Origin of the sequence: Rhizobium sp. PP-F2F-G48 (assembly GCF_004342335.1) — a bacterium.
Classification (GTDB): domain Bacteria; phylum Pseudomonadota; class Alphaproteobacteria; order Rhizobiales; family Rhizobiaceae; genus Ferranicluibacter.
Genome location: NZ_SLVH01000004.1, coordinates 161,914 through 186,583, shown reverse-complemented (window position 1 = coordinate 186,583; position 24,670 = coordinate 161,914). Strand labels below are relative to the sequence as shown.

The 24,670-nt window shown below is 60.2% G+C and carries 26 protein-coding genes; 16 read left to right on the top strand and 10 right to left on the bottom strand.

Annotation, left to right across the window (positions count from 1 at the left end):
* Window positions 1-22: 22 nt before the first annotated feature.
* Window positions 23-730 (bottom strand): LrgB family protein, encoded by a 708-nt coding sequence (locus tag C8J36_RS12110; protein ID WP_132535452.1) that lies wholly within the window; start codon window positions 728-730, stop codon window positions 23-25.
* Window positions 731-879: 149 nt separating this feature from the next.
* Window positions 880-1,257 carry a CidA/LrgA family protein gene (locus tag C8J36_RS12105; RefSeq protein WP_132535206.1) on the bottom strand — a complete coding sequence of 126 codons (378 nt, stop codon included), beginning with the start codon at window positions 1,255-1,257 and terminating at the stop codon, window positions 880-882.
* A gap of 211 nt (window positions 1,258-1,468) precedes the next feature.
* Between C8J36_RS12105 and C8J36_RS12100 the strand changes: the two genes are divergently transcribed.
* From C8J36_RS12100 to ispG, 3 genes are all read left to right on the top strand, one after another.
* A complete protein-coding gene (locus C8J36_RS12100) occupies window positions 1,469-2,248 on the top strand; it encodes a DeoR/GlpR family DNA-binding transcription regulator (protein ID WP_132535204.1) in 780 nt (259 codons plus the stop codon).
* 56 nt (window positions 2,249-2,304) lie between these two features.
* Window positions 2,305-3,507, top strand: coding sequence for an MFS transporter (locus tag C8J36_RS12095; protein WP_245506549.1), 1,203 nt, complete (start codon window positions 2,305-2,307; stop codon window positions 3,505-3,507).
* Window positions 3,508-3,681: 174 nt separating this feature from the next.
* Window positions 3,682-4,935: a flavodoxin-dependent (E)-4-hydroxy-3-methylbut-2-enyl-diphosphate synthase gene (gene ispG / locus C8J36_RS12090; protein ID WP_062596384.1), complete on the top strand. Its 1,254-nt coding sequence runs from the start codon at window positions 3,682-3,684 to the stop codon at window positions 4,933-4,935.
* 202 nt (window positions 4,936-5,137) lie between these two features.
* Here ispG and C8J36_RS12085 read toward each other — a convergent pair whose 3' ends face one another.
* Window positions 5,138-6,154: a calcium-binding protein gene (locus tag C8J36_RS12085; RefSeq protein ID WP_132535448.1), complete on the bottom strand. Its 1,017-nt coding sequence runs from the start codon at window positions 6,152-6,154 to the stop codon at window positions 5,138-5,140.
* Window positions 6,155-6,793: 639 nt separating this feature from the next.
* On the opposite strand from C8J36_RS12085, the gene C8J36_RS12080 reads away from it, so the two are divergent.
* Both C8J36_RS12080 and C8J36_RS12075 read left to right on the top strand, forming a co-directional pair.
* The gene (locus tag C8J36_RS12080; protein WP_132535202.1) at window positions 6,794-8,026 is read left to right on the top strand and encodes a site-specific integrase; all 1,233 of its coding nucleotides are present in this window, start codon (window positions 6,794-6,796) and stop codon (window positions 8,024-8,026) included.
* A 9-nt stretch (window positions 8,027-8,035) separates the two neighbouring features.
* Window positions 8,036-8,413 carry a hypothetical protein gene (locus tag C8J36_RS12075; protein WP_132535200.1) on the top strand — a complete coding sequence of 126 codons (378 nt, stop codon included), beginning with the start codon at window positions 8,036-8,038 and terminating at the stop codon, window positions 8,411-8,413.
* A 197-nt stretch (window positions 8,414-8,610) separates the two neighbouring features.
* Here C8J36_RS12075 and C8J36_RS12070 read toward each other — a convergent pair whose 3' ends face one another.
* Together C8J36_RS12070 and C8J36_RS12065 are read right to left on the bottom strand one after the other, a co-directional pair.
* Entirely contained in the window at window positions 8,611-10,134 is a 1,524-nt protein-coding gene (locus C8J36_RS12070) for a P-loop NTPase fold protein (RefSeq protein ID WP_132535198.1), read from the bottom strand.
* Window positions 10,135-10,284: 150 nt separating this feature from the next.
* Window positions 10,285-10,536, bottom strand: a complete 252-nt coding sequence (locus C8J36_RS12065; protein WP_132535196.1) for a DUF982 domain-containing protein — start codon at window positions 10,534-10,536, stop codon at window positions 10,285-10,287.
* A 184-nt stretch (window positions 10,537-10,720) separates the two neighbouring features.
* On the opposite strand from C8J36_RS12065, the gene C8J36_RS12060 reads away from it, so the two are divergent.
* From C8J36_RS12060 to C8J36_RS12040, 5 genes are all read left to right on the top strand, one after another.
* On the top strand, window positions 10,721-11,161 hold the full coding sequence (locus C8J36_RS12060) for a S24 family peptidase (RefSeq protein ID WP_132535194.1): 441 nt from the start codon (window positions 10,721-10,723) through the stop codon (window positions 11,159-11,161).
* A 6-nt stretch (window positions 11,162-11,167) separates the two neighbouring features.
* Window positions 11,168-12,451 (top strand): Y-family DNA polymerase, encoded by a 1,284-nt coding sequence (locus C8J36_RS12055; RefSeq protein WP_132535192.1) that lies wholly within the window; start codon window positions 11,168-11,170, stop codon window positions 12,449-12,451.
* A 10-nt stretch (window positions 12,452-12,461) separates the two neighbouring features.
* Window positions 12,462-12,740: a hypothetical protein gene (locus tag C8J36_RS12050; RefSeq protein WP_132535190.1), complete on the top strand. Its 279-nt coding sequence runs from the start codon at window positions 12,462-12,464 to the stop codon at window positions 12,738-12,740.
* A gap of 102 nt (window positions 12,741-12,842) precedes the next feature.
* Entirely contained in the window at window positions 12,843-13,289 is a 447-nt protein-coding gene (locus tag C8J36_RS12045) for a thermonuclease family protein (protein ID WP_132535188.1), read from the top strand.
* Between the two features lie 197 nt (window positions 13,290-13,486).
* Complete coding sequence (locus C8J36_RS12040; protein WP_132535186.1) at window positions 13,487-14,212, top strand: SOS response-associated peptidase family protein; 726 nt, start codon at window positions 13,487-13,489, stop codon at window positions 14,210-14,212.
* Window positions 14,213-14,569: 357 nt separating this feature from the next.
* On the opposite strand, the gene C8J36_RS12035 is transcribed toward C8J36_RS12040, so the two are convergent.
* Window positions 14,570-14,824, bottom strand: a complete 255-nt coding sequence (locus C8J36_RS12035) for a hypothetical protein (RefSeq protein ID WP_132535184.1) — start codon at window positions 14,822-14,824, stop codon at window positions 14,570-14,572.
* A 281-nt stretch (window positions 14,825-15,105) separates the two neighbouring features.
* Here C8J36_RS12035 and C8J36_RS12030 point away from each other — a divergent pair, with 281 nt between their 5' ends.
* Together C8J36_RS12030 and C8J36_RS12025 are read left to right on the top strand one after the other, a co-directional pair.
* Window positions 15,106-16,572 carry a hypothetical protein gene (locus tag C8J36_RS12030; RefSeq protein ID WP_132535182.1) on the top strand — a complete coding sequence of 489 codons (1,467 nt, stop codon included), beginning with the start codon at window positions 15,106-15,108 and terminating at the stop codon, window positions 16,570-16,572.
* Window positions 16,559-16,891, top strand: coding sequence for a hypothetical protein (locus C8J36_RS12025; protein WP_132535180.1), 333 nt, complete (start codon window positions 16,559-16,561; stop codon window positions 16,889-16,891). The genes C8J36_RS12030 and C8J36_RS12025 overlap by 14 nt, the downstream gene beginning before the upstream one ends.
* Before the next feature lie 582 nt (window positions 16,892-17,473).
* Here the strand turns inward: C8J36_RS12025 and C8J36_RS12020 are convergent.
* Window positions 17,474-20,515, bottom strand: coding sequence for a hypothetical protein (locus tag C8J36_RS12020; protein WP_132535178.1), 3,042 nt, complete (start codon window positions 20,513-20,515; stop codon window positions 17,474-17,476).
* Between the two features lie 17 nt (window positions 20,516-20,532).
* On the bottom strand, window positions 20,533-21,039 hold the full coding sequence (locus C8J36_RS12015) for a hypothetical protein (RefSeq protein WP_132535176.1): 507 nt from the start codon (window positions 21,037-21,039) through the stop codon (window positions 20,533-20,535).
* Window positions 21,040-21,926: 887 nt separating this feature from the next.
* On the opposite strand from C8J36_RS12015, the gene C8J36_RS12010 reads away from it, so the two are divergent.
* The 4 genes from C8J36_RS12010 to C8J36_RS11995 all read left to right on the top strand — a co-directional run bounded on the left by C8J36_RS12010 (window position 21,927) and on the right by C8J36_RS11995 (window position 23,650).
* On the top strand, window positions 21,927-22,244 hold the full coding sequence (locus C8J36_RS12010; RefSeq protein ID WP_132535174.1) for a hypothetical protein: 318 nt from the start codon (window positions 21,927-21,929) through the stop codon (window positions 22,242-22,244).
* Between the two features lie 119 nt (window positions 22,245-22,363).
* A complete protein-coding gene (locus C8J36_RS12005; RefSeq protein WP_132535173.1) occupies window positions 22,364-22,996 on the top strand; it encodes a recombinase family protein in 633 nt (210 codons plus the stop codon).
* Window positions 22,993-23,343, top strand: a complete 351-nt coding sequence (locus C8J36_RS12000; RefSeq protein WP_132535171.1) for a helix-turn-helix domain-containing protein — start codon at window positions 22,993-22,995, stop codon at window positions 23,341-23,343. The genes C8J36_RS12005 and C8J36_RS12000 overlap by 4 nt, the downstream gene beginning before the upstream one ends.
* 52 nt (window positions 23,344-23,395) lie before the next feature.
* Entirely contained in the window at window positions 23,396-23,650 is a 255-nt protein-coding gene (locus C8J36_RS11995) for a hypothetical protein (protein WP_132535169.1), read from the top strand.
* Here C8J36_RS11995 and C8J36_RS11990 read toward each other — a convergent pair.
* Window positions 23,647-23,946 carry a hypothetical protein gene (locus C8J36_RS11990; RefSeq protein WP_132535167.1) on the bottom strand — a complete coding sequence of 100 codons (300 nt, stop codon included), beginning with the start codon at window positions 23,944-23,946 and terminating at the stop codon, window positions 23,647-23,649. The two genes, C8J36_RS11995 and C8J36_RS11990, sit on opposite strands and share 4 nt — an antisense overlap.
* A gap of 11 nt (window positions 23,947-23,957) precedes the next feature.
* Window positions 23,958-24,485 carry an HGGxSTG domain-containing protein gene (locus tag C8J36_RS11985; protein WP_132535165.1) on the bottom strand — a complete coding sequence of 176 codons (528 nt, stop codon included), beginning with the start codon at window positions 24,483-24,485 and terminating at the stop codon, window positions 23,958-23,960.
* Window positions 24,486-24,670: the final 185 nt, after the last annotated feature.

Here is a 24,670-nt window from a genome sequence, read left to right as displayed (position 1 = left end):
TCCAGGGTTTCCCAGGTCTCTGCTACAGAAACAGCGGCACGATCAGCGCGGTGACCAACGCGTTCAGCGCCATGGCAATGCCGGCGAAGAGGCCCGCCACCGGATCGACCTGAAAGGCACGGGCGGTACCGATGCCGTGGGACGCGAGACCCGCCGCAAAGCCGCGCGCCGCATAGTCGGTGATCCGCATGCGGTTCATCAAACCCGTGACGACGACCGCGCCGGTAATGCCGGTGAGGATGACGAAGACGGCGGTGAGGCCCGGATCGCCCCCGAGGCCTTTCGAAATCGCCATGGCGACGCCGGCCGTCGAGGATTTCGGCGCCATGGAGACGGTGAGCGCATCGGGAAAGCCGAAGAGGGACCCGAGCGCGAGAACGCTGAGAACGGCGGTGATGCTGCCGGCGGCAAGCGCCGCCAGCATGGGCAGAAGATTGGCAACGACGAGCTTGATCTGCCGCACGAGCGGCACCGCCAGCGCGACCGTTGCCGGACCCAAGAGGAAGTGAATGAACTGCGCGCCTTCGAAATAGGCGGGATAGGCGACGCCACCGAGCGTCAGACCCATGCCGATGACGATAACGGAGATCAGCACCGGATTGACCAGCGGATGTCCGTTCGCGCGGCGGGCAGCAGCATTGGCGAGCAGCCAGACGACAAGCGTCGCGGTCAGCCAGAACAGCGGCGTCGCCGAGAGATAGACCCAGAGGCTGGACGGCAGAAGGGGCACGCCCTGCGCCTGATCGGCCACCTGCCCGGAGAGGACCTGCGCAGAGAGCACGTGTTCGGATAAAGCTTGGGGAACCGTCAGCCTATGCCCTGACGGCACCGCTGCCGGTATGCCCTCCATCGCCGCAAGGGCGGTCACGCTCATACCGATCATGGCTTGCGCCTCCACCTGTGCTCCAGATGCTTGGCCAATGTGAAGGCCCAGACGGTGACGACGAGCGTGACGATGGTGGAGACGAGGATGGCGGCAAGAATCGGCAGGCCCAAGGACATGACGAGATCCAGATGCTGGATGATGCCCACACCCGCGGGCACGAACAAAATGCCGAGATTGGTCAGAAGCCCGTCTGCGACCTTGCCGGTGGATTGCTCCATGGCGGCTGCAGCCGGCAAGCGACGTGTCGCCAGCAGAAAGACCGCCAGCAGCGCCAGCCCGATGACGGGGCCCGGAACCTGCCCCCCGCTCGCATAGGACAGAACTTCGCCCACGAGTTGGAAGCCAAGCAGCCATGTGATGCCTTGGATCATGCCAGGTGTCTCCTCGGGTTCGGCACGCAAAACTTGCGCTGGGCTCTGCTTGTGAACCGCCGCTCCCGAAAGCGTCAAGATGTCTGAAACGAGACGCGGCGACCTCAGTCGTCTCGACGTCAACCAGATCATATTCGACGGACCCCTTTGCATATCCGCCAAAATTGTTTATGCACGTTCATACCGATTCATGCACGATTGGACGAGATGAATGTCGAGCGATCTGCTGTCGCGCGAAAGACAGGATGCGATCAGGATCGAGCTCCGCCAGTCCGGCCGGGTTCTGGCCGGCGACCTTGCGCGTCACTTCAAGGTCTCGGAGGACACGATCCGGCGTGACCTGCGTGACATGGCTGCGGCCGGCCTCTGCGAACGGGTCTATGGCGGCGCACTGGCCTTGCCGTCGGAACAACCGTTTTCGGTGCGGACCGGCATCTCGCGCGGGCGCAAGCAGGCGCTGGCCGAGGCTGCCGTCACGCGCCTGAAGGACGGGATGACGGTGTTCGTCGATGCCGGATCGACCAATCTCGCCATCGTCCAGGCGCTCCCGCCGGGGCTCTCCTTCACTCTGGCCACCAACATGCCGGCCATCGCCACGGCCGCGCTGGAACATCCCCGGATCGAGGTCATCACCATCGGCGGTCGGATCGACCGGCATGTCGGCGCAGCGATCGGCCGGCAGGCGGAACGGGATCTGCAGATGCTGCGACCGGACCTCTGCATTCTCGGCGCCTGCGGCATCGACAGTGCGGCGGGCCTGACGGGTCTCGTCTATGACGACGTGGCCTTCAAGACGATCGCTGCGGCCCATGCGGCCGCCGTGCTCGTCGCCTGCACGACCGACAAGCTGGGCGCGGTCCATCCCTTCGTCATCGCCGCCCTCAACGACCGGATGACGCTGACGCTCGAGGCGGACGCGCCGGATGCGGTCACCGCCGGGCTTGAGACGACGGGCGTCACCATTCTGCAGGCGCAGCCGGTCGCCGGCTGATCCGCATACGGAACCAGAACGACACGATCCGGTCGCAGGCCGGAAGGAGACAGATGATGGACCACCACACCACCGCAGGCGCATCCGACGCCCCAAGAGAGATGGCCCCGCAGGGCTACATGCCGCGGATCCGGCTCGCCGTGTCCCTGCTGTTCCTCATGAACGGCTTCATGATGGGCAGCTGGGCACCGAAGATCCCCGTACTGAAAGACCGTCTCGGCATCAGCGAGGGCATGCTCGGCCTGCTCATTCTCACCTTCGGGATCGGCTCGCTTCTGATGATGCCCATTGCGGGCGGCCTGATCTCCCGGCTCGGCTCGCAAAAAATCTCCAAGCTGATGGCGGCCTGTCTCGTGCCCGTCCTGCTCGTGCTCAGCCTGGTGCCGGGCCTGCCTCTCGCCTTCGTGGGACTGTTTCTGTTCGGTGGTTTCATCGGCGCGATGGATGTGGCGATGAACGCCAATGCGGTGGCCGTGGAGAAGCGCATGCGGCGGGCGATCATGTCGTCCTGCCATGCCTATTGGAGCCTCGGCGCACTGGCCGGAGCGGCGCTCGGCGGCCCTGCGATCGCGCAGTTCGGCGAGATCATGCATGCGGTCCTCGTCACCATCGCCGGCTTTGCGATCCTTGCGGTCGCCTGGCCGATGGTCATGGCCGACCATCCGCATCCCGAGGCGGAAAGGGAGAAGCTGGCCCTGCCGCGCTCGCCGCTGCCCTGGCTGATCGGCATCGTCGCCTTGTTCTCGATGATCCCCGAGGGATCGGTCATCGACTGGAGCGCGCTCTACCTGCGCAACGAACTCGGCGCATCGGTCGCCTTGTCGGGCTACGGCTTTGCCGCCTTCTCCGCCACCATGGCAATCATGCGCTTTGCCGGCGATCAACTCCGTGATCGCTTCGGAGCGGTGAGGACGCTCCGGGTCTGCACCCTGCTTGCCCTCGTCGGGCTGGTGATGGCCGGTCTTGCACCCGATGCGACGGTTGCCATCATCGGCTTTGCGCTCGCCGGCATCGGCATTTCCAACATGGTGCCGATCGCGTTTTCGGCAGCCGGCAATCTGCCGGGTCTGGCGCCCGGCATCGGCCTCTCGGTCGTGACCTTCATGGGCTATTCGGGCATTCTGTTTGCCCCGTCCCTCATCGGCTTCATTGCCGAACATGTCGGCTTCTCGATCATCTTCACCTCCATCCCCGCATTGTTCATCGTCGTCCTCCTGCTGTCGGGCCATGCGGTTCATGCCGATGCGACGAAGGACTGAGCTGAAGCCAGGCGAGACGGCGGGTGCGCGTCATGAATTCGCCGCCAAGATCTGATGGAGGACGGGGGCTGCCATGGCCCCTTTTCGACCCTTGAGAGGCGCCGTCAGTTGACAGCGCGGCGATCCTCCTGCACCTCAGGGGCGCCGATCGACCGGGAATGCACGAGGCCCACCATGTCCATGTCCTTTGCCTTCGAACCCCAGCCACGCCGCGAAACGGTCGGGGTGGATGTCGGGGGTGTCCTCGTCGGCGGCGGCGCGCCCGTCGTCGTGCAGTCGATGACCAATACCGACACGGCCGACGTGGATGCGACGGTGGCGCAGGTGGCGGCGCTTCACCGCGCCGGCTCGGAACTCGTGCGCATCACCGTCGATCGCGACGAGAGCGCGGCCGCCGTGCCGCGCATCCGCGAACGGCTGGAGCGCCTCGGCCTCGACGTGCCCCTGATCGGCGATTTCCATTATATCGGCCACAAGCTGCTCGCCGATCACCCGGCCTGCGCGGAGGCCCTGGCCAAATACCGGATCAATCCCGGCAATGTCGGCTTCAAGGAAAAGAAGGACCGGCAGTTCGGCGCCATCATCGAGCGGGCGATTGAATACGACAAACCCGTGCGCATCGGCGTCAACTGGGGCTCCCTCGACCAGGAACTCCTGACCCGCCTGATGAACGACAATCAGGAAAAAGGCTTTCCGCTCACCGCGCAGCAGGTCATGCGCGAGACCATCGTGCAGTCGGCGCTGATTTCGGCGGAACTTGCCGAAGAGATCGGGTTGCCGCGCAACCGGATCATTCTCTCGGCCAAGGTTTCCAACGTTCAGGATCTCATTCCGACCTATGCCATGCTCTCGGTGCGCACCAATCACGCGCTCCATCTCGGCCTGACGGAAGCCGGCATGGGCTCCAAGGGCATCGTCGCCTCCTCCGCTTCGCTCGGCATTCTGATGCAGCAGGGCATCGGCGATACGATCCGCATTTCGCTGACGCCCGAGCCCGGCGGCGACCGCACCCGCGAGGTGCAGGTGGCGCAGGAACTCTTGCAGGTCATGGGCTTCCGACAGTTCGTCCCGGTGGTTGCCGCCTGTCCGGGCTGCGGACGCACGACATCCACCGTGTTTCAGGAGCTCGCCCAGAAGATCCAGGACGACATCCGCCGCAATATGCCGGTCTGGCGCGAGAAGTATCCGGGCGTCGAAGGCCTGAAAGTCGCCGTCATGGGCTGCATCGTCAATGGTCCCGGCGAAAGCAAGCACGCCGACATCGGTATTTCCCTGCCGGGAACCGGGGAACTCCCTGCGGCGCCGGTCTATATCGACGGTAAGAAGGCCCTGACCATCCGCGGCACCAACATCGCCGGCGATTTCGAAACGCTCGTTGGCGAATATATCGAAAAGCGCTTCGGCCAGGGCCAGGCCGCGGCGGAGTGAGGCGATAGGCGCGATCCGGAGAGAACAGCGAGGGCATGACACCCTCGCGTTTACCTGCTGGCTGCGGTCCGGCTTCGTCAGGCCCGCATCCTTGGGATTTGCCGGGCAACGTCGCCCGCGCCGCGCGCGACAGCCGACAGCGAAGGCCGAGGGAGGACCATCTGGAGAAGCAGAGCGCCCCTCCAGACCTCGTCTATCCGGTCTAAAGGATGAAAAAATCGGCCGTCAAAGTGACGGCATCATCCAGGTGGATCGCGAAGTCGGCCTTCCGATCGCCGTTGACGTCGCCATAGACATACGTATCCGAGGCCATCTTCTCGACCCGCAGTTCGCCGGCTTTGCCCGTGAAGTCCTTGCCGCCGATCAGCGTAAACGCGTTGTTTCCAGCAAGTTTGGTGTTCGCATCGATCTGGGAGAGGTCGATCTTGTCGCCGTCGGCACGCGAGAAATCGAAGATCGTATCCCGGCCGGATGCCGCTACGGTCGAGTCCGAAAGCGCCTTGAACGCGAACGTGTCCTTCCCCGCCCCGCCAGAGAGCGCGTCAGCCCCCGCGCCACCGGACAGCGCATCGTTCCCTGCCCCACCGCTGAGCGCATTGGCATTGGCATTGGCGTCGCCGTAGAGCTTGTCGGCATATTTCGAGCCGGTCAGGTTCTCGACGGAGACATACACATCCCCTTTAGCCTCGTTGGTGCCGCTGACATTCGTCGCCAGACTGGCCGTTACGCCGCTCGTCGCATTTTCGTACGACGCCGTATCCCGTCCCGCGCCCCCAACCAGTTTATCCGCGCCCAAGCCACCGATCAGGATATCGTTGCCCGCAAGTCCGAACAACGTATCGGCATAAGCGGTGCCCGTAACCGTGTCGTTCCCTGACAGCAGCAGCTTCAAACCATCCATTGCCGTGCCGTCGATCGTCTTGCTCAGCGCAACGGCCGAAAGACCGAGATCCGTCGCGGCAAAGAGAACCTTCCCATTCGTCACCTGGGTCAGCGCGTTCACGGTTCCGCTTTTCAGACCGTAGATCTCGCCATTCTCGATCTGGTAGGTCAGGTTTGTGCCCTTGACCTCCGTGTAATTGCGGCTGTCTCCATAGATCTTGAAACCGCTGGCCGTCGGCGTCGACGCGTTATCGTAATCGAAGAAATCCAGCTCTTCGAACATGTTGAAGTCGAACCCCTTCCCTGCCCCAAGCGCACCAACAGTAATCTTTGCCATGTCCACACCTATGTTATCTGAGATTATTTGATCATAACCGTTTTCTAATATCTTATGAATGAACGATCTCTAAAACAACTCCGTTCCATTCGATGCTGTTGTTGATTTTCCAGTCTTGCGACGATGCGGATCCGCCCAGCAGCCGGCTGCATGTTCGCTTCGGCTTGATCGTTTCGAACCGAAAAAAGTAAGAATCCGCGAGCTTCAGGTGAAGCAAGAGCGACAGAGTGAATGACCCAGTCTGTTCCACGCAACCCAAGTGCCGCGCCTTGACGCAATCAAAAACTGAACAATCAGGCAGACGAACAGGTAACGATCGATATCATTTCAAGCGCAAGATCTGGCGCCTGATAGAAATTGAGTGGTTCTAGCTGATACACAGCGTTCGTGCGGAAGACCGAGCCTCGTCGATCGCGACGCTAACCATGACGAGAAAGAAGGCTGAGCTGCCGTCAGATATCGATGCGCACAGCGAGACAAATGGCGGAGAGGGTGTCCGCCAAACTACCGTTTCATAGCGTTTCATGTCATCTCTAATCAGCCAATAATGTCCGGAACTTAGAGATCCTGCCCTTATTGTGTGTTTCACGTCGTTCCATAGAATGACCGTCGTGCGTTAGGGTGATTGTTGGGGCAGTTATGGCGCTTTCTTTGAATAAATTGACTGCAAGGGGCGTGACCTCGATCAGCACGCCAGGCCGTCATGGCGACGGTGGCAGCCTCTACCTGGTCGTCGACAAGAGTGGCGCCAAGCGCTGGGTGTTCCTCTACCGGCGCCTTGAGCGTCTGCGGGAAATGGGATTGGGCGGGGTGAATTCTGTCACTCTCGCAAGAGCGCGGGAGCTGGCCGCCGCGGCACGCGCGGACCTTAAGGCTGGCATAGACCCTATCGAGGCCAAGCGCTCGGCCGATATCACGATCGTGCCGACATTCGGTGACGAGGCCGACGCTTACATTGAGGCGATGAAGCCGCAGTTCCGGAACGCCAAGCACGTTGCCCAGTGGCAAATGACCCTTCGGGAATATGCGGGCCCGCTGCGAGCAAAGCCGGTGGACCAGATCGGAACGGCCGATATCCTGGCGGTGCTGAAACCGATCTGGCTGACGAAGTCGGAAACGGCATCCCGCGTGCGGGGCAGAATAGAGCGCGTGCTCGACGCCGCCAGGGCCAAGGGCCATCGATCGGGCGAAAACCCGGCGCTCTGGCGCGGCCATCTCGACAAGCTGCTGCCGAAGCGCCGGAAGCTCACACGCGGCCACCATGCGGCAATGCCCTATGCCGATGTGCCGGCGTTCGTCGGCGACCTGCGCGACCGGCCCGCGCTGTCGGCCCGCGCGCTGGAATTCACGATCCTCACCGCTGCCAGGTCCGGAGAGACCTATCATGCGACTTGGAAAGAGTTCGACCTGAAGGCCGGCGTCTGGACGGTCCCGAAGGAGCGAATGAAGGCGCAACGCGAACACCGCGTCCCTCTGGCGCGGCGGGCGATCGAGATCCTCGAGGAGGTCGCGGCCTTCGGCATAGCGCCGGATGCATTGGTTTTCCCGGGCCAGAAGATGGGCCGGCCTCTGTCCGGGCTCGCGATGGAGATGACGTTGCGGCGGATGCAGGTCGACGTCACGGTGCATGGCTTTCGATCGTCGTTTCGGGACTGGTGCGGCGAGGCGACAGAGTTCCCAAGAGAGGTGGCAGAGGCCGCCCTTGCCCATGTGGTCGGAGACGAAACAGAGCGCGCCTATCGCCGCGGTGACGCGCTCGAGAAGCGCCGCCGGCTGATGGTGGCGTGGGCCGACTTCTGCGAGCCCCACGGGCGCGCAGCAGCCGAAGCGATTGCGGACACACAGGCCAGCGGACCGAACATCTTTCTCTGAGGATCGAACATGCATAGCAAGCTCTTCGCCGCTTTAGCCGTTCTGCTGGCCCTATCGGGGTGCCAGACGACCCAGGAGCAACAGGCACACACCGGCGCAGTGCTGGACGCCAGGCTCGGGGCCTTCAACGGTTCGACGATCGCGCAGTTCACGGCACAGACCGGCATGCTGCCTGCCGACGCGTACCCGGTCAGCGGCGGCCGTGTGTTCGTGTTCCGGACAGATCCTGTTTTCCTCACGCTGCCCGCAACGAACGTGACGCCAGCCGTTACCCGCTCGTCGCAGTGCCAGTTGCTGGTCCAGGCGGAGCCGATCGGCGCGGGCGGGACCGCGGATAGCTGGCGGATCGTCGGGACGCAGCGCTCCGGAGCGTGCTCGGATCTTTGAACTAAGATGTACGGAGATCGACAGTTTTTTTGGGCCGCATTTTCAGTAGTTTGGGGTCGAGCGTTTGGATGGCCTTACCCCCGTCATTTTATCTCAAACAATGCAGCACGTCGTCAGATTTGCGGGCGAAGGCGATCCGCTTTGTCAATGAAGACCCCGCTGCAGACATTCAGCCGATCTCAATTTCGAATATTCAGCTAGACTGAGATCCGGCCCGCGTGCCTTATATAATCAGGATATGATCGGATAAGTGACACTTCTTCTTTTCGGACAGCATTGCTGAAGCGCAAATTGTATTCGCGGCTCTGTAGATCCTCGACCCAAAGATCAATATAATTGGGAACTTCTTGGGCATTGTAGCGATCCGGATTTATATCTAGGTAAGCCCGCATCGATCCGCTCACTGCATCAAGAAGACTCCGAAGATAATCCGAGATCCGGTTAGTTTGCCGAAACTTTTTAAAGCCGCTGAAAACGCCTTGATCGATGACTGTCCAATCGTGCAAAATAGGATTAGCGGAACGATACAACCAACCTGCGGAAGTCAGGTCGGTAATATCTTTTCCAGAAAGAAAACCGAATATCAGTGGATACATAACGAGTAGCTGGATAGGCGAGTTGTGAGACCAAACGGTTGTTAGGCTCTGGAGAATATCGACTGCCTGTTGGGTTTCGCGAATACTCATCCCATACCGCGTCGACGCTTCCGCGAGAAAACCTCGGTTGTCGTTTTCAATACCAGGCGCCTGCCACTTACTTTCGTTCGTGCCGCTGCTATCGAGGATCGAATCTATCAATGCCCTCGGTGTAGGCTTTGGGAGCACATAGGATCTTGAAAAGAATCGCTGAAGATAACGCCGGCTGTCAAATCCTTGGCCGTAAACTCCGTTTATTGAGTGAGCAAGTTGCTGCGTATCGGTAGAAACGAGAAAGACGACATTATCGACATCGAATAGGTGCTTGATGCGCTCAAGCATAGCAATTGCGTAGGTAGGCCTACATCGATCAAGTTCATCGATTAGCACGTAAAACGGAAGCTTTTTCCCTGTCTGCTCTTCGAGTTCTAAAAGCAAGCGTGCCAAGCTTTCGCGGAAGCGATCTAGGCTGACTTTGGCCTCTTCAAAGTCTTTGATCCGCTTTTCCGCAAAGGCATCAATTATAGCGTCCGTGACTTTTATCGTTTGCTCTTCCATATCGCTGCCAATCTTTTCCCCGACCTCGCCGGTATCGACAACGTGTTTATCGACAACTTCGACAATCTCGTCGGCACCCTCGGCTATCAACCAGCGGCTGCCACGCTTAAGGCCGCCCTTTAGCCCTATCCAAAAAATCTTGCCCACGTTCTTCTTGACAGCATCGTAAGCTTTAACGAAGCCGCCTTCCGTCGCTCTTGCCTCATCAAGAAATTGCTGGAAGTAGCGTTCGATTTCGGCGACTACATTGGTGTATGGATCGTCAGAGAAATCGTTCTTCCACGCGTCGATGAATACGACTGGATGCCCGGACGCCGACAGCTGTTCGGCAAATCGTGTCATGAAAAAGGTCTTCCCGAAACCCCATTCGGCCTCAAGATTTAGAACAAAGGAGCCGCTCATGCCGGCCTTGGCACGCTCTCCCATGCGGCCATTTAGAAATTTTTGAAGGAATTCGGCATCGCCTCGTCGATCAAGAAGATCAGATTCCCAGATGCTATCCAGATCTCGAAGCTCGTTCCGTGCCATTGCGTTCAATCCACTTAGAATTGTCTATTGACTGGACGCTTACCTGATACTTGAGCGCCTATTTTGTCGAGGTTGTAGAAGCGCGAATCCACGAGATCGTCCACCTAGTTTGTAAATTTCACAGGAATGCGCTTCGCCTATTGGAGTAGCTCAAGCGCTTCGAACGAAAACGTTCGCGTCCGCGGCGGCCGCAAGAAACGCGTCCCGCGCTTCGGTCGGCGGTCGCTCGCCCATCAAAACCAAAATCATGATCTCTTTCGCCCTTTTGTGAACCTTCGTGCCTTTTCCAGGCCAATCCATCAAAAGGGCACGGGCCGCCTCTTCCGTTGTCGTGAGTGTCCTGAAGTGCCCGCGGTCATCTTCTTCGAACGTGACCGGCTTATCCCACCGTTTCTGATCCATTACGCAATACTCCTGACGCTATACTGCCCACTCAACGACTGGCTGCGTGACTCGTTCCGGTTGCAGGAAACAGCCCTCGAAAGGAACGTCGAAGCGCGGGCTTGACTCCTGAAATGAATGAGAACAATTGTAGAACAGAAGCGCCGCCTTACGCTTCTGGAATTTCAATCGGATCTCATTCGTCATGCTCCAGCACCCGACGCTTTCGCCGGTTGCGCTCGATTACGTGCGCTCGGTCGTCAAGGTTTCCAGCCTCCGGGTGCCGGCCGGCTTCCCTTCGCCGGCGGCCGATGATCTGGAGGACGTCGTCGATCCGATCGCGTGGATCGTGCGGCACGAGCCGTCCACCTTCTGGTGGCGCGTGTCCGGTGACAGTCTCATGCGGGAGGGGATTTGCGACGGGGATATGATCGCGGTGGATCGTGCCGGCAAGATGCGGGTCGGCCGCGTCGTCATCGCCGTCGTCGATGGCGAGATCACCGCAAAGAAGGTCGCGCGCCGCAATGGCGAGATCTGGCTCGATCCGAACAGCGACAATCCCGTTTACCGCCCGATCAAGGTGACGGAAACGACGGAGATCTGGGGTGTCGTGGCCGGCGTCGTCCGGCGCTGCCCGATCGAGTGACCGGCTATGCCCGAGCCGATCGCCCTCATCGACTGCAACAATTTCTATATTTCCTGCGAGCGCCTATTCGACCCCAGGCTCGCCGGCATTCCCGTCATCGTGCTTTCGAACAATGACGGTTGCGCGATCGCCCGCAGCGAAGAGGCCAAGATCCTCGGGATCAAGATGGGCGCGCCGGCGCACCACCTGAAGGACAAGATCAAGGCCCACGGCATCCGGGTCTTCTCCTCGAATTATACGCTCTACGGCGATATCAGCCGGCGCGTCGCGACGACGATCCGTGATTTCTCGCCGGTCACGGAGGTCTACTCGATCGACGAGACGTTCGTGGATCTCTCAGGTTTTGGCGGCCGGATGCTCGACCATGCCGGCGCGATGCGCGCGGCCGTTCGCGAGAGCGTCGGCATTCCCACTTGCGTCGGCATTGCGCCAACGAAGACGCTGGCGAAGCTCGCCAACTATGCCGCCAAGAAAAACCCGCTCTTTGCAGGCGTCTGCGATTTCATGGACGAGACCATTCTCACCTTTGCCCTGCCCCGCATCGCCGCCGGCGAGGTCTGGGGCGTCGGCCGGCAGACGGAGGCCAAGCTTACCGCCCAGGGCATCCGCACCGTCGCCCAGCTGCGCGCGATGCCATTGCCGCTCGCCCGGAAGGTCGGCACCGTCGTGCTGGAGCGCATTGTCTGCGAACTGCAGGGGATCCGCTGCATAGACATCGAGGCCGTCGAGCCGCAGCGCAAGGGCATGGCCGTCACGCGTTCGGCCGGCACGCCCATGCTGACCTTCGATGCGCTCATGCAGGCGATGACCGCGCACGCCACGCGGGCGGCCGAGAAGCTGCGCAGCCACGGCCTCGTTGCGGGCCATCTCAATGCCTTCTTCCACACCAATCCGCACAAGCCGGACCGTCCGCAGCACTCGGCCTCCCGCTCGATCGAACTGTCACCGGCCTCCAGCAGCACATTCGACTTGGTGCGCGCCGCGCGGCGCTGCGTCGAGAAGTCCTGGAAGGGCGATCGATCCGGCAACGGCCACGCCTACACGAAGGCAGGCGTGATCCTCGACGACCTAGTGCGCGAGGAGGACCGGTCGCGGGACCTGTTCGAAGCCGACATCGAGCGCGGGGCAAAACTGATGAAGGCGCTCGACAGCGTCAACGACCAGTTCGGCAAGAAGGCGCTCGTGCTCGCCTCCGAAGGCTTCAAGCGAACCTATACCACGAAGGCCGATCACCGCTCGCCGCGTTACACGACGCGGCTGTCGGACCTGCCGGTCGTGCATTTGCGATGAGGGGAGCGCGATGAGGCACGCGAGAGGAAAGGATCTGAGCTTCCGAGGCGACCGCTACGAGGAGGTGCCGCCGGACGATTGGACGACGCTCAGCCAGCTGCAGCAATGGTACCAGCTCGCCGCCCGCTGCGGCGGCTGCGGGCGGGTCTCCCGCGTCGATCGCTATGCGCTTGCCCGTGCCCATGGCGCGGCGCTGCCCCTCTGCGCGATCGGCGCCCGACTAACGTGCCAGAACTGCCGAAACAAGACAGGCAACATGCTGTTGCTCGGAACGATGCCGCGGGACTGACGATGAAGACGACGTGATGCATGACGACCATATGACCCGCAGCAGCTCACACGGAATGACCGCGCAAGATCGCGCCGCGCCCAGCGGGCGGAGGGCCAGCCATTGATCCCGGCCGCACCCTTTCGGCTCGCGCTACTGGCGCTGCTGCCGTGCCTGGTGCTGGTGGCGCCGGCCCATGCCATCGACCTTTGCAAAGGTGGCAAGCGGGCCGAGCGAAAGGCTACCTGCGTCGTCGATGGGGATACGATCTGGCAGCAAGGTGTGAAAATGAGGCTGCTCGATATTGATGCGCCCGAGATGTCAGGGGAGTGTCAGGCTGAAAAGCTGAAGGCGCGCGAGGCGACAGCTCGGTTGGTCGGTCTTATGTCTAAGGGCTACCGGATCAACGACAGCGGCAAAAAGGACCGGACCTCCGATCGGAGATCCCTGATCCGCATTCGGCTGCCAGACGGGCGAGATGCTGGCAAAGTCCTGGTGCGAGAGGGACTTGCTCAGCGTTGGCCGAACGTTGGGAACATCTGGTGTAGCGCGAGCCACATGGTGCAGTAGGGCCGGTGAGTGGCCGCTTTCATGGCCTTTACTTCCCTCGGGTTCTCCCCGTTCTCCTGGTCCTCACCGACGGTCCTGGCTGTAGACGTCATGATCATAGAAAGCATATCCTCATGCTGCTGCGGCTCGGATCCTGGCATTTTAACTCACAAGCGTTCAAGAGGGTCCAGGTCCGATGACGGGGAGGCAGTGGTCAAATGTGTAATCTCTACAACATCACGACCAACCAGGAGGCAATCCGAGCTTTCGCGAGAGCGGCGCGCGACGTCATGGGAAATATGGAGCCGTCCCTAGACGTCTACCCCGACCGAATGGCCCCGATCGTGCGCAACGCGCCCGACGGCGTGCGGGAGCTCGCTTCCGTGCGATGGGGAATGCCGAGCTCGAGCCAGGCGCTTTACGAAGCTGCAATCAAGCGAGCTGACAAGTTGCGCGCCAAGGGCAAGGACGTGGACTTCGATGCATTGCTGAAGATGGAGCCCGATGGCGGCACCACCAACGTGCGGAATACGGCAAGCAGGCATTGGACGCGATGGCTGGGTGTCGAGAACCGGTGCGTCGTGCCGTTGACACGGTTTGCCGAGCCGGACCCGGCCGCCAAGGTCGAAGGCGGCCGCACACCGAATGCATGGTTTGCGGGCGACGCGACAGAGCCGTTGATGTTCTTCGCTGGGATCTGGGTCAAAGACTGGACAAGCGTGCGCAAGGTCAAGGAAGGCCTGATCACCGCGGACTACTATGCCTTCCTCACCTGCCCGCCGAACGGCGTCGTCGGCCCGATCCATCCGAAAGCGATGCCTGTGATCCTGACAACACAAGATGAAGTCGAGGCGTGGCTCACGCTCCCCTGGGCAGAGGCGAAAGCGCTGCAGCGGCCACTACCGGATGATCAGCTGATTCTGCTTCCGGAACGCGGCCGCTAGTGTCTCATTCCGCGCCGAGGCGCGCATTTCAGGCAAAAACGACTGCCGAAACTGGAAACGGGTCAATGGGCCGTGGCTTCTTCGTTAGCTCGCTTCTGCCACAATGGTGTAGCCATCGCCGTGACATGTTTAAGGTGACTGACGCTGGATGTTTGTGAGGTGACTGACGCTGGATGTTTGTGAGGACATCCAAAGCTATTAGCAGCGCATGATCGCCTTTAACGCCTCGGCGAAGGAGCACGGTGTACAGCTCACGTTGCGTACCAAAGCCTTCGACCCCGACCGTTGAATCGGGCTCAAACATGTGAAATCTCATTCGCATACAATGCACCGGTGTAAATGTGGACAGAGCAAACCTCAGAGGTTGGCAGTGGCGCCATCGACGCCGGAGGCCATCGAGATCTCGGAGTTTGCCTCTGTCGTGCTGGTTGACGTGGAATAAGCGAGGCGACGATCAGCGATCACAGCCTCCAAGGCACCAAAGACTTCCGAAGCGGTCCAGCCGACTTTCGTAGCCTGATCGACGGCCTCCATCACGTGCGCATCAAGCGCTCGATGACACTCAAGCTGTCGGTCTGGCCCTTGGATTTCGCTTATCGGCGCTCTGATCATGATGTGCTCCATTCGCGCTGAGGAACACCCTTAGCTCCTTTAGGTTCCGGCCATCGCATGCTGTTGAGTGCGGCGCCCGCGGCGATCGAAGGTAACCTGCGTTGTCGATGGCGAAACGATCTGGCAGGCCGGCGATAAGTTGCAGCTGCTCGACATTGACGCGCCCAACTCCTGCTCGTCTTTGAGTTAAGCCTGTGTGTCTCGAGGATGAAACAGAGCTGTCAGGTTGCGCTTACAATGCAAATACAGCTATGAGAGCAGCCCAAAGTACAGGGTCGCCAGTGTTCAAAAATCTCTTCCAGCAGATCAAGCATCGCACACGTGGGCAAATTGCGAAGCCTCACGAAGTTGCACCTCAAGGTATTGATCGGGAATTTCGCTTACTGCTGCAAGCATACAGACGACAGCTGCGAGCAGTAGCTGCATCAGGCAACCCTAAAGGGCGACTTGGCAAAGGCCGTTTTGCTAAAAGGAAATCTCGTGAGATCATACGAGATAATCAAAAAGGCAAGCGATTCCAGCTTCCTAAGTCTCTTCTAATTAAAAGTTCATTCAGTGAGGACGCTTTAGCATCAGGGCTTTACCCAAAAAGGAAGTCCGAATGGATTCCTATTCTAAAACGACGCTACGATAAAAAATACGATCAGCTTGTCTTGCGGAATTTCTCATTCATCGATCATCCGCAAAACACCTTAGATCAGCTCGCCGAAATTCTCAAATTTGAGGGGAAAGCGGCGAACGCACAACTGCATTTTGACGATCCATACTGCGTCGATGTCTCTGCTTATCTAGCTCTTGCTGAGATGTGGCCGCACATGTCCAAGGTTTTTAAAGGTGGGCGAATGGAGATGCCTATCCAAAAGGTTGTCGAGACTCTCAAGTTGAAAAAAGATCTCTCCATGCGCTTAAAGGGGTTAGAGAATGTTGATGACGTTTGGGCATTCCCCAAACGCTCTCGCAGAAGAGCAGGAACGTCCACAAGCGTTGATCGTTATCTGCACCCGCAGTCCAAGGAAAAAGTCGCAGATGAATTTTGTGAAGCTTTGGACGAATGGTTAGCAGCTGCCTCCGAGGACGAAGTCTGCCTTGCTCAAGGCGGAAAAGCTAGATTGGCAAGCATCATTGGTGAGCTACTCGACAACGCTGAGCGTCACAGTCACCCGCCGGGTAAAGATGGCGGATGGTCAACGGCAGCGTTCATGGCAAGGCGCCTTGAAGGAGACCGTGATGTTTACCGGTGTCACATGGGGTTCTTAAGCGTCGGAAGTTCCATCGCAGAATCCCTAGCACGGGCTCCGATATCGATCAGAGCTCAGGTTAACAAGTACACTGATCGGCATCGAGATTGTGGCATTTCTCGAGATACGCTCGCCACTTTGGTTGCACTTCAAGACGGCATCACCAGTGATCATGCAGCCGCAGCGAATCAACGCGGTGGCATAGGACTTCAAGAGGTGCTAGAGTTGGTCAGCGCCCTAGGAGTATCAAGTGGTACTGACAAGGGCCCGCGCATGACCATCGTCTCAGGCAGCTCTTGCATCAGGGCACGGGCGCCTTACCTGCATGGTACGCGCACTGGGGAAGACGAGCCTCGCATGCAGTGGTTTAATTCAGGGAACAGCCCTGTACAACCGCCGGATGCGAGTTTTGTTTTTGACCTAGAATCACGATTTCCGGGCACAATTATTGGGCTCACGTTCGTGTTAAGTAAAGATGATTTGAAGGCGGTGCTGGATGCAGAAGATTAACCTCGTTGAATTAACGGGCGGCGGCGAAGTTCATAATCTGTCTGGGCACGACAGAGGTCAAGCCGCGCGCGAATTATTCAACATTGCAACGCTTGACGAGTCCGCTGAAAAGGTCGTTATCGAGATTCCAGATTTCGTTTACACGATTACGCCATCGTTTTTTCAAGGAATGTTCGCTGAAAGCGTTCGTGCACTAGGTGGGAGAGACAATTTCCTATCTCGATATTCTTTTACTGCAGACCCAGTTGTCCTGCAGCAGATCGATAACGGCATCCGCTCATCGCTTATGAAGCGCCGTGAAATCCTCGCAGAGTATTGATCGCTCATGGATCTAAAAGATTGGGCGCCTTGGGCCGGTATCGGTATCAGTCTGTTATGGAATTTAATTAATACACGCATAGCCTCCACTCAACGACGTCGCTCGAATGAGCTATCTGAGTATAGATCGCTAAAAGCATCTGTTGATGGAGTAATTTCCAAATTTAGATCAGCAAAACAGAAGTTGAAGGCTCTAGAGCTTTCAGCTTCTCCAGATCTAGAGTTTAAAAAACAATTGGGCCTCTGAATGCTGAGCTTTCAGAGATCTACAACGAGTTAATTGTAGCTCTTGAAGCGCTTGATACTAGCGAGCACTCAAAATATGAAGACTGGAATAGCGTCGCAAACGCGGCATATGAGCGATTTATAGAGGCGTTTGAGCGCCTGTATGCTCCCCGAAATTTGGAAGAAAGGAAACGGACAGTTGTCACAGTAGCGACAAAGCTTGATTCGTTCCTGAATGCTCTGGCCAAAAAGCTAGAAGCAGAGCTATCCATTAAGATGGACTAGTTCGGCTATCTACACGCCCGTTAAGGGTCGAGCTCAAGAGTAATAGTGCCGACTGTCATATTTTAATTATTTCTTATTTCTTAAGCTCATCAGCTTCCTTACTTTCAGATACGAGATGACCAATGGCAAAGGCCATCTCGGCACCGAACCACCCCTTTGTCATGCGCGTGATAGCCGCACGGTTGGCCGGGTTATTCTCGGCCAATAGCGCCGTTGCGGCGGCCCGGTCCGTCAGCGCCCGATCGAGCAGAAGCTCGTAGGCCTTCGTGCTCTGCTTCTGGACGACACCGCGCGCCAGCTTGCCCGCAAGGTGCAACGCGACATACGGCACGCCAACTCGGCCGATCTTGGCCTGGTAGGCCTTTGAGCTGATTTCGGCGAAGCTGACCGGCGGCTGGCCGCGCATCATCTGGGCGGTGCCGGACGGGTTCACGGCGTTGCCGATACGCTGGCCCGTGTTCACGCCCTTCAGCGCGCCGGCGAGTTCCCGGATCATGGCGAGATGCTGCGGGTCATCGCGATAGATGCGCTCCGCCACCGCGGCCTTTGCCGGGTCGTCGAGATAGTTCAACATCTTGCGCGGGATCCACGGCATCGTGCCGCCCTTAGTCTCGGCCGCGGCATTCGCAGAGCGGCCGGACGCGTCGAGATCATCCCAGAAAGCGGCGCGCAGCCCGTCGATGGCCTGCTTGTCGTTCCCCACGAAGTTGACCAGCTCATCGGCCGCGCGGCCCGGATCTTTCGCGGCCATCACGTCGCGGATGCCCTTCCGGGCGTTGGCGTCGCTGTACTGCAGATACCGCCCGACGGTGCTGCGGCCCGGTCGCGTGTCGGTGCCGAGATCCCGCTCCAGCGAGCCGAAACGCGTTCCCGCCTCCGCCTCGGCTGTCCGGGCGGCTGCGGCGCGCGTCAGCTCGTTGCCCAGGCCCGGGAAACGCTCGATCTGCTCGGCATTGGCCGACATGAAGCGATCGACGCCGGCAGCGGTGGACGTGTCCGCGCGCGAAAGCAGCTCGTTGCGGATCGCGTCGCGCACCGCGGGCGTATCTGCCTGGGCAAAGAGACGGTCCATCGCCTGCGTGTTCGTGAAAAGGCCCGCCACGCGATCGTCGCGAACGGCGGGCAAGCCGCCCTCGTAGCGCGCCAGCGCGGACTGGACCGGGTCGCCTTGGCGCGTGAACCGTTCCGCCTCGTCGAACTTGGCGCCGCGCGCCGCCGACAATGCGGCCTGATCGGTCTCGTCGAGATTGGACGCGATGAAGCCGTCGACCGTATCGACCATTTGACCGAGAACGCGCGCGGCATTCCGCCCGCCCTTTTCTGCCCGCGGATCGGCAAGCGCGGCGCGCTGCAGGCGCTGCAGCTCGGACTTCAGGTCGGTTGCCTCCTTCAGGGCGACGGGCTCCGGCCCGCGCGGCGGGCGCGTGATGGTGGCGCCGGCGGCGTCCAACAGACCTGTTGGCTGCGGTCCGTTCTCGAGCGGCAGTCCGAGCCCGCGCACGCGATCAACGACGCCCTGCGGCACCAGTCCGCGCTCGACCTCGGTCAGCCCGCCGACAGCTACGTCGAGGGCACTGGTCAGCGGCGCCGGATCGACCTGACGGCCAGCGATGTTGGCTTGCGCATATGCCGCATCGGTGCGGGCCCGCGCTGCATCGCGGGCGGTCTCGAGGCCCTCGCGCACCATGCTGCCGCGCTGCGCGGCGGTGTCTGCGGGCGTGATCTGGCGGACAGCCTCCGCAGCCGCGTCGGCGGCCGATTGGCGCCCGGTAGCCGCTTCGGCAAACAACTGCTCCCGAACGGCTTCAGCGGTGCTGCGATAGGCGCCGGGCCGCTCGTCGGGCCGCATGCCCATGATTACGTCTTCGATGCGCATTGCGTTATGATCGACGCGATCGCGGTACGGTCCGGGATTGGCCCGGGATCTCGCATTCTCAAGAGACGCCAGCCCGGCGTCGCCCGCGGTGTCGGCCGTCGATGCGCGCAGGCCCGGTACGAGCCGCTCCGCATCCGACGGACGGTTGATTGCGTCGATAAGGGCCTGTGTATCGAGGGGCTGCGTCAGGTTCGAGGGATCGACCTGTCGGCTCATGATGTCCGAATTCTGGATCAAGGCATCGGTGACGGTATCGCGAACGACATTCGAGGCAAAGCCAGGGCGGCCCGTTGCCGCGGCTCCGATGTCGCCCATGACGCGGCCGAGCGCCGCACCGCCGCCAACGGTCCCGGCACCGGTGACCGCTCCAAAGAAGTCGGCAAGCGCGCCCGCGGTCGTGTCGCGATCGACGGCCTCGTTTGCCGTAGCCGCGCCGGCACCGGCGCCAAGGGCCATGGCGCCCTCGCGCCGCGCGAAGCGCGCCGGATTGACCGCAGCACTCTCGACATAGCGCCCGATCATGCCAGGCATCGCACGCGCGCCTTGAACGCCGATCGCCCGCGCCTTGTTCAGCGCCGCACCTGCGGGAACCGCGGCGGCGCCGACCTCTTCCATGATCCGGCTTGCCGCGCGCTCCGGAAAATTATCCGGCGAGACGCGGGGCCGCTCGACGCCCAGAACGTCAGCCGTCGTGTTGTTGGCGCTGTCCAAAGTGGCCTTGATGCCTTCGGCGCTCGGGAAGACATCGACGAGATTTTTGAAACCGCCGACAGTGTCGAGAACAGCCTCTGGCGCGCCGGCCTTTCCAAGGCCCCATTCCAGAGCGGAGAGGCCACCCTGCTGGATGGCGTTCGGTAGGCCCGCGATGTTCGCGACGCCATTCGCCACGCCGCGCGCGCCCTGGTCAGCGATACCCATGCCGTAGGCGCCGCCGTCCATGATCGTGTCGACGAGCGAGCGCTCCTCGTCCGCCACCGCGGACGCCTGCGGCTGTCCGGTCGGCCCTGGATATGGCTGAGACGCATTTGAGGCGGGGGCGTCGAACTGATCGAAATAGTTGGGCGCCTGCGGTGCAGCTTGCGGCGCCCCCGGAGCGGTCTGGTACTTCTCCCAAGGGCGACCTTGCGCGGGCGGCGTCTGCGGCGTCTGCGCGGCGTATTTCGTCCAGGGTCCGACAGCCGCTGCCGGCGGCGGGGCGGCTGTGGCGGGACTGTCGAACTGATCGAAGAAGTTTGCCATCTGCGGTGTCTCCGGTCTCAGTGCCAACGCGACTGTGTGTCCCGGGGATCAAACCCGGCGGTTGTCCAGATCCCTGCCTTGAATGCTTCGAAGGCGGCCTGTTCCCTGGCGAGATGCCTCAGCGGATCGCCACGGCGGCGGATCTCAATCCGGCAGAGATATGACCGGAGATCGCCCAAGATCATGGCGACGTAGAGACTCCGGTCTGCGCGCAACGCGTCGGAGCGCACTGTCACCAAGTCTTTCGCGGCACCGAAGCCGGCGTAGACGATGTCCGCGGGCACCTCGGTTGCGATGGCCTCCGCTATCCTGGCTGCTACGGGATGCGTCTGCTCTGCGATCCGCGCTGCCGCCTGCGGCTCAACGTCCACGAGATCCCGGCAAGGTGCTACCGCTTGCGCGATCGCGTCGAGGCCGAGCACGGCAAAGTAAATGGGGTGGGTCGTCGCTAAGGCCTGGTCGAAATTCTCGACAGCCGTGACCAGAAGCGTGGCGGCGGCCTGTGTTCGTGCTGCCTCGCTCATCGCGTGCCATCGGCAAGGCCAAGCCCTGAGAGAGACCACAGAACGCTCAAGCGCACCGGGCGTGACCAATGAAGAAATGGGAATGTCATCGCGCTACCAACGTCGATCGAACCGGCAAAAGCCGCGTGTGTTCGAAGGATCTGACGTGCCTCCAGATCTTGGAGGCGGTGAGCGCGGAGGCCTGAGCTCCGCAGTTGTTCAGGCGGTGATGAAAGCTACCATGCGTTTTCGCTGAAAGCCATATCCGATAGAGCGCCTGCGGCTGATTTTTGCGAAAAACAGGGCCGGTTTGCGCTCAATGAGGCGAGGCGACAAAGTGTCCAAAAGTTCTGTCGGGGCAAAAATTCCTATGGGCGTCTGGCACCACATCCGGGTTGGCCGGCGGACCGCCCCCAGGGGGTGGGGTAGGGATCGTTGGTCAGGCAGGGGGTGGGGGCCTGGCGCCCGGTCTGAGCTTCGCATGCGGATGAGCGGGCAAAGCGCCCTCTTTCGCGCCGAATGTCTGACGGGGCCTTCAGACAACACAGGTCATGCGACAGTCTAGCCGAAACTCTTTTCTAAAATGCAGCCGCAAATCTTTCTCGTGAGCAAAAAAGTTCCAGCTCATTGAATTTTTCTATGGCCGTCTGTTGCGGTATCCGGATCGGCAGTTGGAGCGCACCCAGGGGGTGGATGCCACGTTGCGCCTAGCCACCATGCGATCCGGATACTGCACCATTACCCTTTGTCGCATTCAACGGCCGACGCTTCCGGCAGATCAGACTGTTTGACCGACATAGAGCTTGGGTCCTACCGTCAGGCTGAGAACGAGAGCAAAACGAACTGTTGACATTATCGAACCATGTAAATAAACCCAGCTTATCGGTACGGCAGGCTAGGAGATTAACATGGCCAACATCATCGCTTTCGTTCCCCGCACTTCCCCAGCGGCTGCTCCGCCCTGCGGCGGCAGCTTCGGAGAAGGTTCGATCATCGCGTTTAAAAGGACGAAAGCTTTGGCACCTGCCGATAACGAACTGGCGGCCCTGAACCGGGCAACCATCGCTCTTATGGAAGCCGATCGTCGAGACGACGCTACCGAGGCGGCCGAGTGGCGCGACGAGCTCGACGTGCTGTCAATCTACACGCAAGACGAAGTGCATCGCGCTCGTTGCAATGCGGCGATCAGAGCCAGCTTGGAGAAAGCTGCGCGGCGCCTGCAGTGACCGTTCTTTAGAATATGCCCCAATCGAACCAGCTCTTTTGCCGGTTCGATAACTCGTCTCACGGTGCAAATCGAACTGAGTAGAACCGAACCATCTAAATCGAACTGAGGATGAATGCCATGTTTGTTCGCGCATATCTGCGCGCCAGCACCCTGGAGCAGGATGCATCGCGCGCGAAGTCTCAGCTGGATGACTTCGCACGAGAGAAGGGCTTCTCGATCGCAGCCTACTATGTTGAAAACAAGAGCGGCGCTTCGTTAAGGCGGCCGGAACTCTTCAGGCTCCTAGCAGATTGCCGGCCTGACGACGTTTTGCTGACTGAGCAAGTCGACCGGTTAAGCCGTCTCAATGAGGCCGACTGGGAAACTCTAAAACGTGAAATTGCCGCGCGCCAGGTGCGGGTAGTCGCACTAGACCTGCCCACCTCGCATATGATGCTGTCGAAAGCAGAGGATCAGTTCACCGGGCGAATGTTCACGGCGATCAACGGAATGTTGCTGGATGTCTTGGCGGCCGTCGCGCGAAAGGATTACGAGGATCGCCAACGCCGCCAGGCCCAGGGGATCGAAAAGGCAAAAGTGTCGGGCCGTTACAAAGGCCGGCCCGAAGATACTGAACGTAATGAAGCAATCACGCGGATGCTGGCGCGCAAGATGTCTTGGAACGATATCGTTGCTGCAACGGGCTGCTCGCGATCGACACTCCTTCGGCTTTCCAAGCGAATGAAAGAGCTTGGGGAGGTATCGCAGTGACTGAGCGTTTTTTCACCGAGCCTGAGGTCGCCGAGATATTGCGCTGCTCGACCTCGAAGGTCAAAAGGCTGCGCCTCGGCGGAAAACTCACTTATATTAGAGGGCGCCCCGTTCTAATACGGCAGCAAGATCTCGACGCGTACCTAGCGTCGGTGACCCGCGGCAAGTCGCTAACCGTGTCCGAGGCCGCGGACAGTCTCGAAATGGACATTGTGGAACAGATCCGCAAAAAGAATGCCGCGTCGAGGGATGCGCGAACATGGGCGCTGAACCAGATGCTCAAACGAAAATGGCGCGCCTCGCAGAAGGCTGGCCCTGTAAACAAAAAAGCTAAGCAAGAAAAGTGAGAGTATCAGCAGCCTGCTCTACCTCAAAGACCGACAAGCGACGATCGCTGATATGGACCTGCCGACTGAATATCGCGCCCACATGATCAGCGCAGCCGTGGGTGCTCTCTCGGAGGAATTACGAGATCTGCAACTGCCGGCGCTCAGCGCGAACCGTATTGCCTGCATAATCGAGCAGATAGAAATGAATGCTCAAGCTCTTTTCCCGGAAATGGGTCCCACACCTTGCCTATCGCAGCCTAGCGCGTCGGGCGGTTCGATCGAGTTGCCTAAGAGCAACGTGATCCCATTGCGTCGCCCGGCCTAGCCGAAGATGTCGCTATCGTCAGCTGGCCTCGACTGCCTTTCCCCAAGCCGTTTGATTTCGGCATTCAGTTGATCAGCCGTCATTTCATGCGGCTCGACGAGCTTATCCCCGTCTTTCCGGTCGAACAGCCCGGCAACGCGGAAAATGGTTGCGGAGGCGGTAGCACGAGCAGGCGCCGGCGCTTTCGGATCACGGCATATGGCCAAGCTGGCCTCGTAGGCAGCAACAACGCCTTCTGTGCGCACACGAACTAAAAGCTCGCGCTGGATATCTTCGACGGTCTCTGGCTTTCCCATTCCGCGCTTCCTCAATCAAAAATGTTTACGGCAGCGACCGCGGTCAGGCGCCGCTCCAGCGCTTCAATCTCCAATTGGAGTTCGACGCTTGCCGGATCAGGCAATCGCTCCTTGGCGAAAACGGCCGCGATGTATGCACTTTGCTCGCGTTCGCGACGCTTCACCACACGCGCTGCAGCAGGTCCAGGTCGGTGCGATTGCTGCCAAGCTTCGTGTGTGGTTCGCTGTTCTGGTGTCATCGTGGCAAGGCGCTTGGCGCGCGCTTTTGCGGCTTTCGCCTGGTCGTGGAGTTTGCGCGCGAGCTTCCCCTCCGCGTCAGTCTCCTTGCTATTTGGCCACTTGGTTTTGTGCCAGTCTTTTCCCGATCCGGTGCGCCCGCCGTGATAGTGGCAGCGGCCGTTCCCCATAGCGATCTGCTGACAGGGCTCGCCGTCATGCTTCCGCTTCGCGCCGCACCGGGGCCGAGTGGCGCGGAGTTTTCGATGCCAGCGCAAAATAGCCGCGCGTGCCTGCATACGGTTCTGGGTCGATGTCACCATCTGGACCGCCCTCTCGTACGCAAGGCCTTTGAGGTATCGCGGGCATTCGGCCTCCGTCTATTATGCGCACGGGTCGTTGTACTAACGCGCGTAACCCTAAGACCGATGGGGGAGCGAAGCCTGGAGGCGGTGCGCAGCATCGCTCCCCCTTTAGGGTGGGACTTTGCTGCAACACACTTTGCGGC

Coding starts and splice junctions, on each gene's coding strand:
- C8J36_RS12105 (WP_132535206.1), bottom strand. CDS start 1,257: ATGATCCAAGGCATCACATGGCTGCTTGGCTTCCAACTCGTGGGCGAA.
- C8J36_RS12100 (WP_132535204.1), top strand. CDS start 1,469: ATGTCGAGCGATCTGCTGTCGCGCGAAAGACAGGATGCGATCAGGATC.
- C8J36_RS12095 (WP_245506549.1), top strand. CDS start 2,305: ATGGACCACCACACCACCGCAGGCGCATCCGACGCCCCAAGAGAGATG.
- ispG (WP_062596384.1), top strand. CDS start 3,682: ATGTCCATGTCCTTTGCCTTCGAACCCCAGCCACGCCGCGAAACGGTC.
- C8J36_RS12085 (WP_132535448.1), bottom strand. CDS start 6,154: ATGGCAAAGATTACTGTTGGTGCGCTTGGGGCAGGGAAGGGGTTCGAC.
- C8J36_RS12080 (WP_132535202.1), top strand. CDS start 6,794: ATGGCGCTTTCTTTGAATAAATTGACTGCAAGGGGCGTGACCTCGATC.
- C8J36_RS12075 (WP_132535200.1), top strand. CDS start 8,036: ATGCATAGCAAGCTCTTCGCCGCTTTAGCCGTTCTGCTGGCCCTATCG.
- C8J36_RS12070 (WP_132535198.1), bottom strand. CDS start 10,134: ATGGCACGGAACGAGCTTCGAGATCTGGATAGCATCTGGGAATCTGAT.
- C8J36_RS12065 (WP_132535196.1), bottom strand. CDS start 10,536: ATGGATCAGAAACGGTGGGATAAGCCGGTCACGTTCGAAGAAGATGAC.
- C8J36_RS12060 (WP_132535194.1), top strand. CDS start 10,721: ATGCTCCAGCACCCGACGCTTTCGCCGGTTGCGCTCGATTACGTGCGC.
- C8J36_RS12055 (WP_132535192.1), top strand. CDS start 11,168: ATGCCCGAGCCGATCGCCCTCATCGACTGCAACAATTTCTATATTTCC.
- C8J36_RS12050 (WP_132535190.1), top strand. CDS start 12,462: ATGAGGCACGCGAGAGGAAAGGATCTGAGCTTCCGAGGCGACCGCTAC.
- C8J36_RS12040 (WP_132535186.1), top strand. CDS start 13,487: ATGTGTAATCTCTACAACATCACGACCAACCAGGAGGCAATCCGAGCT.
- C8J36_RS12035 (WP_132535184.1), bottom strand. CDS start 14,824: ATGATCAGAGCGCCGATAAGCGAAATCCAAGGGCCAGACCGACAGCTT.
- C8J36_RS12025 (WP_132535180.1), top strand. CDS start 16,559: ATGCAGAAGATTAACCTCGTTGAATTAACGGGCGGCGGCGAAGTTCAT.
- C8J36_RS12020 (WP_132535178.1), bottom strand. CDS start 20,515: ATGGCAAACTTCTTCGATCAGTTCGACAGTCCCGCCACAGCCGCCCCG.
- C8J36_RS12015 (WP_132535176.1), bottom strand. CDS start 21,039: ATGAGCGAGGCAGCACGAACACAGGCCGCCGCCACGCTTCTGGTCACG.
- C8J36_RS12010 (WP_132535174.1), top strand. CDS start 21,927: ATGGCCAACATCATCGCTTTCGTTCCCCGCACTTCCCCAGCGGCTGCT.
- C8J36_RS12005 (WP_132535173.1), top strand. CDS start 22,364: ATGTTTGTTCGCGCATATCTGCGCGCCAGCACCCTGGAGCAGGATGCA.
- C8J36_RS11995 (WP_132535169.1), top strand. CDS start 23,396: ATGGACCTGCCGACTGAATATCGCGCCCACATGATCAGCGCAGCCGTG.
- C8J36_RS11990 (WP_132535167.1), bottom strand. CDS start 23,946: ATGGGAAAGCCAGAGACCGTCGAAGATATCCAGCGCGAGCTTTTAGTT.
- C8J36_RS11985 (WP_132535165.1), bottom strand. CDS start 24,485: ATGGTGACATCGACCCAGAACCGTATGCAGGCACGCGCGGCTATTTTG.